This window comes from Methylobacterium sp. WL103 (assembly GCF_008039885.1).
Taxonomy (GTDB): domain Bacteria; phylum Pseudomonadota; class Alphaproteobacteria; order Rhizobiales; family Beijerinckiaceae; genus Methylobacterium; species Methylobacterium cerastii.
Map to the genome: position 1 here is coordinate 1 of NZ_VRUX01000205.1, position 6,897 is coordinate 6,897.

General features: G+C 69.6%; 6 protein-coding genes, 1 pseudogene and 1 riboswitch. Of the genes and pseudogenes, 1 reads left to right on the top strand and 6 read right to left on the bottom strand.

The genetic code is table 11. The annotated features are described in order from the left end of the window. From FV222_RS13655 to FV222_RS13680, 6 genes are all read right to left on the bottom strand, one after another. Positions 1 to 1,102 (bottom strand): AMP-binding protein (locus tag FV222_RS13655; RefSeq protein ID WP_147814658.1); only part of this gene is annotated, 1,102 nt, incomplete at its 3' end. Then, positions 1,099 to 2,094, bottom strand: a complete 996-nt coding sequence (locus FV222_RS13660) for a branched-chain amino acid ABC transporter permease (RefSeq protein WP_147752107.1) — start codon at positions 2,092 to 2,094, stop codon at positions 1,099 to 1,101. The genes FV222_RS13655 and FV222_RS13660, both read right to left, overlap by 4 nt. Before the next feature lie 24 nt (positions 2,095 to 2,118). Next, a complete protein-coding gene (locus tag FV222_RS13665; RefSeq protein ID WP_147752108.1) occupies positions 2,119 to 3,006 on the bottom strand; it encodes a branched-chain amino acid ABC transporter permease in 888 nt (295 codons plus the stop codon). Positions 3,007 to 3,072: 66 nt separating this feature from the next. Next, entirely contained in the window at positions 3,073 to 4,275 is a 1,203-nt protein-coding gene (locus FV222_RS13670; RefSeq protein ID WP_147814660.1) for an ABC transporter substrate-binding protein, read from the bottom strand. Between the two features lie 127 nt (positions 4,276 to 4,402). After that, the gene (locus FV222_RS13675; protein WP_147752110.1) at positions 4,403 to 5,143 is read right to left on the bottom strand and encodes an ABC transporter ATP-binding protein; all 741 of its coding nucleotides are present in this window, start codon (positions 5,141 to 5,143) and stop codon (positions 4,403 to 4,405) included. 37 nt (positions 5,144 to 5,180) lie between these two features. Then, the gene (locus FV222_RS13680) at positions 5,181 to 5,939 is read right to left on the bottom strand and encodes an ABC transporter ATP-binding protein (RefSeq protein WP_147752112.1); all 759 of its coding nucleotides are present in this window, start codon (positions 5,937 to 5,939) and stop codon (positions 5,181 to 5,183) included. A 197-nt stretch (positions 5,940 to 6,136) separates the two neighbouring features. After that, a riboswitch (glycine riboswitch) is annotated at positions 6,137 to 6,238 on the top strand. A gap of 157 nt (positions 6,239 to 6,395) precedes the next feature. Here FV222_RS13680 and FV222_RS13685 point away from each other — a divergent pair. After that, positions 6,396 to 6,782, top strand: a pseudogene (locus FV222_RS13685) (hypothetical protein); the annotation flags it as partial. Positions 6,783 to 6,897 lie beyond the last annotated feature (115 nt).

A 6,897-nucleotide genomic window follows, 5' to 3' on the forward strand; every position in this document is an offset into this window, starting at 1 on the left:
CGCCCTGGCGGGCCATGCGGCCGTGGCGCTCGGCCGGAGCGAGCGCGTCCCAGTCGGGGCCGGGCACGCAGATCGTCGCCGGGCCGTAGCTCTCGGTCGAGCCGTAGAGGTGGGTCACCGCGAAGCCGAGCGCCTCCATCGCCGCGATCACCGTCGAGGGCGGCGCCGCGCCCCCGGTGGCGCAGCGCACGCGTTGCGGGAACGGCACGCGCACGGCGTCCGGCGCGTCGACGATCATCGACAGCACGATCGGCGCGCCGCAGAGATGCGTGACGCCCTGCTCGGCGATCGCCCGGTAGATCGCGGCCGGCTCGACCTTGCGCAGGCAGACCTGCGTGCCGCCGGCCGCCACCACCGCCCAGGGGTACGACCAGCCGCTGCAGTGGAACATCGGCAGCGTCCAGAGGTAGACGCTGTCGGCCGAGAGCCCGAAGGCGAGGGCGTTGCCGAGCGCCTGAAGGTAGGCGCCGCGGTGGCTGTAGACCGCGCCCTTCGGGTCCCCGGTGGTGCCCGAGGTGTAGAGCAGGCAAAGCGACTGCCACTCGTCGTCCGGCCCCGGCCCGGCGAAGTCCGGGTCGCCCTCCGCAAGCAGGTCCTCGTAGGCGTGGCCGCCGCCGGGATCGTCCACGGCGATCACCAGGATCGGCCCCGGAAGGGCTTCGAGCGCCTCTTCGGCGAGCGCCCGGAACGGCGCGTCGACGATCAGCGCCCGCGCCTCGCCATGCGCCAGCGAGGCGGCGAGCGTCGCCGCGTCGAGGCGGGTGTTGAGCGGGTTCAGCACCGCGCCGAGCATCGGCACGGCGAAGTGCGCCTCGATCATCGCGGGCACGTTGCCGGCCAGGATCGCCACGGTGTCGAGCCGGCCGACGCCGCGCCCCCGCAGTGCCGAAGCGAGGCGGCGGCAACGGGCGTCGAGGTCGCGGTAAGTCAGGCGCCGGTCGCCGTCGATCACCGCGATCCGGTCGGCGAAGGCGTCGGCGGCGCGCGCCAGGAAGCTCACGGGGGTGAGCGCCACATGGTTGGCGGCCGAGCGGTCGAGCCCGGTCTCGAACGGGCTCGCGCGCCCGCCCTCCCCCCGGTTCCCTCGGCCGCCCAGGCTCACAGCGGGCGCCGGGCGATCCGCGCGACGAGGCCGACGATGCCCTCGCGGAACAGCAGCACGCAGAGCACGAAGACCACGCCCTGGATGATCGTGACCCAGGCGCCGAACTGCGCGAGGTAGGTCTCCATCGTGACGATCACCAGCGCGCCGACGATCGGCCCGAACACGGTGCCCATGCCGCCGACCAGCGTCATCAGCACCACCTCGCCCGACATCGCCCAATGCACGTCGGTGAGCGAGGCGAGCTGGAACACGATCGCCTTGGTGGAGCCGGCGAGCCCGGCGAGCGTCGCCGAGAGCACGAACACCGCGAGCTTGTACTGGTTCACCCGGTAGCCGAGCGAGATCGCGCGGGGCTCGTTGTCGCGGATCGCCTTCAGCACCTGCCCGAACGGCGAGTGGATGATGCGGTAGATCAGCAGCAGGCCGCCGAGGAACACCACGGCCACGAGGCCGTAGAGCGCCCGGTCGTCGGCGAGGCTGATCGTGCCGAACAGGGCGCCGCGCGGCACCGCCTGGATCCCGTCCTCGCCGCCGGTGAACTTGGCCTGGAGCGAGAAGAAGAACGCCATCTGCGCGAGCGCCAGCGTGATCATCGAGAAGTAGATGCCCTGGCGCCGGATCGCCAGCGCCCCGAACACCAACCCGAGCAGCGCCGCCGTCAGCGTGCCGCAGAGGATCGCGAGCTCCGGGGTCAGCCCCCAGACCTTGGCCGCGTAGGCGCAGAGGTAGCTCGCCATGCCGAAATAGGCGGCGTGCCCGAAGGAGAGCAGGCCGCCGTAGCCGAGCAGTAGGTTGAACGCGAGCGCGAACAGCCCGAAGCACAGCACCTTCATCAGGAAGACGGGGTAGAGCACGAACGGCGCCACCGCGAGGAACACGGCGATGCCGAGCATGATCTTGCGGTGCAGGGCGCGCACGTCCCGGCCCTCGGACAGCGCCGGCAGGATCGGGGCGGCGTCCACGGACGCGATGGCGGCGGTGTCGGCCATGTCAGAGCCCTGTCGCGAAGAGGATCATGCCGTCCGACCGAACAGGCCGGCGGGCTTCACCAGCAGCACCAGCACCATGATCACGAAGATCACGGTGGCCGAGGCCTCGGGGTAGAACACCTTGGTCAGCCCCTCGATCAGCCCGAGGCCGAAGCCGGTGATGACCGAGCCGAGGATCGAGCCCATGCCGCCGATCACCACCACGGCGAAGACCACGATGATGATGTCGGCGCCCATGTTGGGGTTGACCGAGTAGATCGGCGCGGCGAGCACCCCGGCGAAGCCCGCGAGCGCGACGCCGAACCCGTAGGTCAGGGTCAGGAACAGGGGCACGTTGACGCCGAAGGCCTGGACCAGCGTCGGGTTCTCGGTGGCCGCGCGCAGGTACGAGCCGAGCTTGGTCTTCTCGATGACGAGCCAGGTGGCCAGGCACACGGCCAGCGACGCGACCACGACCCAGGCGCGGTAGTTCGGCAGGAACATGAACGGCAGGCGCTGGCCGCCCGACAGTTCCGGCGGGATCGCGTAGGGCAGGCCCGAGACGCCGTAGGAGTTTCGGAACAGCCCCTGGATGATCAGCGCCATGCCGAAGGTCAGCAGCAGGCCGTAGAGGTGGTCGAGCTTGTACAGCCGCGCGATCAGCACCCGCTCCAGCACGATGCCGAAGGCGCCGACGATCAGCGGCGCCAGCCCCAGCGCCCACCAGTAGTTCACCCCGAGGTAGTTGAGCAGCATCCAGGCGACGAAGGCGCCCATCATGTACAGCGCCCCGTGGGCGAAGTTGATGATGTTCAGGAGCCCGAAGATGATCGCCAGCCCGAGGCTGAGGATCGCGTAGAACGAGCCGTTGATCAGCCCGAGCAGGAGCTGGCCGAACAGCGCCTGCATCGGAACGCCGAAGATCGTGGTCATCGCAACTCAGCCATCGCCTGTTCCGACCCCGCGGCGCGCCGCGCGCCGCGGGGGTGCCTCACACGCTCAACCCTTCACGAGGGGGCAGCCGCCCTCGTTCAGCGGGCGGAACACCTCGTTGCCGGGGATGGTGGCCAGCGTCTTGTAGAGGTCCCACTCGCCCTTGGACTCGGCGGGCTTCTTGACCTCGAACAGGTACATGTCGTGGATCTTGCGCCCGTCGACGCGGATCGTGCCCTTGCCGAAAAGCGGGTCGTCGGTCGGCATCTCCTTCATCTTGGCGACCACCTTGGCGCCGTCGGAGGATGCCTTCAGGGCCTCGACCGCCTTGAGGTAGTGCAGCGTGCCCGCATAGACGCCGGCATGGTTGGCGGTCGGCTTCTTGCCGCCCATCTGCTTGGCGAACCGGTCCGAGAACGCGCGGGTGGCGTCGGTAAGGTCCCAGTAGAACGGCTCGGTCAGGACCAGGCCCTGCGCCACCTTGGTGCCGAGCGAATGCACGTCGGAGGAGAAGACGAGGAGGCCGGCCAGCGCCTGGCCGCCCTCGGTGATGCCGAACTCGCCGGCCTGCTTGATCGCGTTGATGGTGTCGGCCCCGGCGTTGGCCAGCCCGATCACCTTGGCGCCCGACCCCTGCGCCTGCAGCAGGAACGAGGAGAAGTCGGCGGTCGGGAACGGGGTCTTGACCGAGCCGACGACCTTGCCGCCGTTCTTGGTGACGACCGTGGTGGTGTCGCGCTGGAGCGTCTGGCCGAAGACGTAGTCGGCGGCGAGGAAGAACCAGGTGTCGCCGCCGCGCTTGACCATGGCGCCGCCGGTACCGTTGGCGAGCGCCACGGTGTCGTAGACCCAGTGGACGGTGTTGGGAGTGCATTGCACGCCGGTGAGGTCGGCGGTGCCGGCGCCGGTGTCGATGAAGGTCCGGTTCTTCTCCTTGGTGACCTGGTTGATCGCCAGGGCCACGGAGGAGGTCACGCCGTCGATGATCAGGTCGACGCCGTCGCGGTCGTACCATTGCCGCGCGATCGCCGAGCCGACGTCGGGCTTGTTCTGGTGGTCGGCGGCGATGACCTCGACCTTGAGGCCCTTGTCGGCGGCCTTGAAGTCTTCCACCGCCATCCGGGCGGCCACGAGCGAACCTTCGCCCGCGATGTCGGCGTAGACGCCGGAGCGGTCGGTGAGCACGCCGATCTTGACGGGGGTCTGGGCTTGCGCGGCCGCCGTCGTCAGGGTCCCCAGCGCGGCGGCAAGCAGCATTCGTCTCAGCATCCGGTCCGTCCTCCTCGGTGCGCCGGCCGTTTTGCGCGTCGGGGCCAAGTGCCCGTCCGTCGTCGGCCTCGTGCGTCGCGCTTCTCTTCGTATTCGGACTGATGAGTCCGTCGATGCCCCGAGGTCTTCAGACCCCGAGGTAGGCGTGGAGCTTGTCGATATTGGCGTCAAGCGCGTCGTTGGCGATCTCGTCGACCACCCGCCCCTGCTCGATCACCACGTGGCGGTCGGCCAGCGTCTGGGCGAAGCGGAAGTTCTGTTCGACGAGCACGATGGTGTAGCCGCGCCCCTTCAGCTCGCGGATCGTCCGGCCGATCTGCTGGACGATGACGGGGGCGAGCCCCTCGGTCGGCTCGTCGAGCAGGATCAGCTTGGCGCCGGTGCGCAGGATGCGGCCGATGGCGAGCATCTGCTGCTCGCCGCCCGAGAGCTTGGTGCCCTGGCTGCCGGCCCGCTCCTTGAGGTTCGGGAACAGGGTGTGGATCTCGGCCACCGACATGCCGCCGGGCTTCACCACCGGCGGCAGCATCAGGTTCTCGGCGACCGTCAGGCTCGCGAAGATCCCGCGCTCCTCCGGCACGTAGCCGAGGCCGAGCCGCGCGATGTTGCGCGAGGCCATCGCGATCGTCTCGACGCCCTCGTAGGTGATCGAGCCGGCGCGGCGGCCGAGGATGCCGATGATGGCGCGCAGGGTCGTGGTCTTGCCCGCCCCGTTGCGGCCGAGCAGCGTCACAACCTCGCCGGCCCGCACGTCGAGGTCGATGCCGTGGAGCACATGGCTCTCGCCGTACCAGCCCTCCAGGCCCCGCACCGCCAGGAGGGCGTCCGGGACCGCACGCGGCACGGTCTTCAAAGCCGCCTCAGCCAAGCCTGTCTCAGCCAAACCTGTCTCAGCAATGCCTGCCTCAGCCATGCCCGGCCCCGATATACGCTTCGATCACGCGCGGATCCTTCGACACGGTGGCGTAGTCGCCCTCCGCGAGCACCTGGCCCCGGGCGAGCACGGTGATCCGGTCCGAGAGCGAGGCCACCACCGACAGGTTGTGCTCGACCATCAGGATGGTGCGGTCCTTGCCGACGCGGCGGATCAGGCTCGCGGTGCGCTCCACGTCCTCGTGGCCCATCCCGGCCATCGGCTCGTCGAGCAGCAGCATTTCGGGATCGAGGGCCAGGGTCGTCGCGATCTCGAGCGCGCGCTTGCGGCCGTAGGACAGCTCCACCGCCTGGTGCCCGGAGAACGCCGACAAGCCGACCTGGTCGACGAGGTCCAGCGCCTCGGCGTCGAGGCGGCGCAGCACCTTCTCGGCCCGCCAGAAGTCGAACGAATCGCCGTGCTTGCGCCGCTGAAGCGCGATGCGGACGTTCTCCATCACCGTGAGGTGCGGGAACACCGCCGAGATCTGGAACGAGCGCACCAGCCCCAGCCGGGCGACGTCGGCCGGCTGCAGGCGGCTGATGTCGCGGCCCTTGTAGTGGATCGCCCCGGCGGTCGGGCTGAGGAACTTGGTGAGCAGGTTGAAGCAGGTCGTCTTGCCGGCGCCGTTCGGGCCGATCAGCGCGTGGATCGTGCCGCGCACGACTTCGAGCGTCACGCCGTTGACCGCGCGGAACCCCTTGAATTCCTTGGTCAACCCGGTGGTGGACAGGATGATGTCCTGTGCCAAACGCAACCCTCCCCTGCATCTTTGGCAGGATGTATCGCCGGAAGCGTCGGCGCCGTCCATCGCGTTTTCGAGGGCGCCCCGAACATTCCCCGGCCGATGACACCCCTCTCCCGGACGAGAAGCGTGACAGCGAAGGCCCGTTGTCGGCTTGCCGCTTGCCGGCCCTTGAGAGGCATGCCAGTCTGACGGCGTCCGCATAAAGCGATACGGGAGAGCCCAGGCCGGTCCGACGACCGGTCATGGCGCCGACGGAGCAACCACCCCCGGAAACTCTCAGGCACAATCACCGTATCGTTGGACAATCTGGAGAGAGGCGCCGCCTGGCGTCCACCGAAGGAGAAACCTTGGAGGCCGCCGACGCGGCGTCCGGGGGAAGCTCTCAGGTAACCGCGACAGATGGGGGCAACCGAGGCGCGCGACCGCGTTCCTCGGCGGCTCGTGTCGTGGAATCACCAGATGCATGCGGATACCTTCGGGACCTTCGACGACACTCTCGCATCCGGGCCGCGGCGCACCCCGCTGCATGCCCTGCACCTGCGCCGCGGCGCGCGGATGGTGCCGTTCTCCGGCTACGACATGCCGCTGCACTATCCCGCCGGGCTGCTGAAAGAGCACCTCCACACCCGCGCCGGCGCCGGCCTGTTCGACGTCTCCCACATGGGCCAGATCGCGCTTCACGCGGACGACCCGGCGGACGCCGCCCGCGCCCTCGAAGCCCTGATCCCGGCCGACATCCTCGGGCTGAGGTCCGGCCGCCAGCGCTACGGCCTGCTGACCGACGCCGCCGGCGGCATCCGCGACGACCTGATGGTGGCCCGGTTCGGCGACCGGCTGGTGCTGGTCTCGTATACCACTCTACGAGCCCCCGAGACCGGAGCCGATCTCTAATGCAGTCGTCAGCTTGAAAACAAAAAGTTGGGGGGGTGGGGGGGGGGGGGGGGGGCGGGGGGTGGGGGGG